At 72.0% G+C, this 1,291-nt stretch carries 2 protein-coding genes; both read left to right on the plus strand.

All coding sequences use genetic code 11. The features are described from left to right. Nucleotides 1-789: M24 family metallopeptidase (locus ABTZ89_RS38745; protein WP_351054483.1), on the plus strand; the 789-nt coding region annotated here is incomplete at its 5' end. A gap of 26 nt (nt 790-815) precedes the next feature. Continuing rightward, entirely contained in the window at nt 816-1,256 is a 441-nt protein-coding gene (locus ABTZ89_RS38750; protein ID WP_093155725.1) for an Lrp/AsnC family transcriptional regulator, read from the plus strand. The last annotated feature ends 35 nt before the right edge of the window (nt 1,257-1,291 follow it).

The raw sequence follows: 1,291 nt of genomic DNA on the forward strand, positions 1-1,291 counted from the left end.
GACGCGATGCCCGCGCTGCACGTCCTGCCGCTGCGCGCCGCGCTGCCCGACGCCGAGCAGGTGCTCGCCGGGCGCGTGCTGCGCGAGCTGCGGATGCGCAAGGACGCCGCCGAGATCGAGGCGCTGCGCAAGGCCGGGGCGGCCATCGACCGGGTGCACAACCGGATGGCCGAGTTCCTCAAGGCCGGCCGCACCGAGGCCGAGGTCGGGGCCGACCTCACCGCCGCGATCATCGAAGAGGGCCACACCGAGGCGGCGTTCGTCATCGTCGGCTCCGGCCCCAACGGCGCCAGCCCGCACCACGACGTGTCGGACCGCGTGATCCAGCGCGGCGACGTCGTCGTGATCGACATCGGCGGCCCGATCCCGGAGGGCTACAACTCCGACTGCACCCGCACCTACTCGATCGGCGAACCGGCGCAGGCCGACGTCCGCGAGACCTACGCCGTGCTGGAAGCCGCGCAGCGCGCCTCGGTGCAAGCGGTCCGCCCCGGCGCGACCGCGGAATCCATCGACGCCGCCGCCCGCGAGCCGATCGCCGCGGCCGGGTTCGGCGAGTTCTTCGTGCACCGCACCGGGCACGGCATCGGGCTCGACGTGCACGAAGAGCCCTACGTCGTCGGCGGCAACACCATCCAGCTGGAGGCGGGCATGGCCTTCAGCGTCGAGCCGGGCATCTACCAGCCGGGTCGCTGGGGCGCGCGCATCGAGGACATCGTCATCGTCACCGAGGACGGCGTCGAGAGCGTGAACAACCAGCCGCACGAGTTGGTGGTGCTGCCGGCGTGAGCGAGCGAGCCGCGACTCCAGCCGTGCTGGAAGCCACCGACCGGGCCATCCTGCGCGAGCTGGCGCGCGACGGCCGGTGCAGTTTCACCGACCTGGCCGAGCGCGTCGGGTTGAGCGTTTCCGCCGTGCACCAACGGGTTCGGCGGCTGGAGCAGCGCGGTGCGCTGCAGGGGTACACGGCCAAAGTGGACGGTGACCAGATCGGGTTGCCGCTCACCGCGTTCATCTCGCTGACCCCGATCGACCCGGCCGCGCCGGACGACTACCCGCAGCGCCTGGAGCACCTGCCGCAGATCGAGTCGTGCTACTCGGTGGCCGGCGACGAGTCCTACATCCTGCAGGTGCGGGTGGCTTCCCCGCTGGGGCTGGAGGAACTGCTCCGCCAGATCCGCGAAGCGGCGAAGGTCTCCACCCGCACGACGGTGGTCCTGTCCACCCCGTTCGAGAACCGCCCCCCGGCGATCTGACCCGGACCTCCGCGATTCCGCCGAAACCACCGATC

The organism is Saccharopolyspora sp. NPDC002686, from assembly GCF_040295745.1.
GTDB lineage: Bacteria > Actinomycetota > Actinomycetes > Mycobacteriales > Pseudonocardiaceae > Saccharopolyspora > Saccharopolyspora oryzae.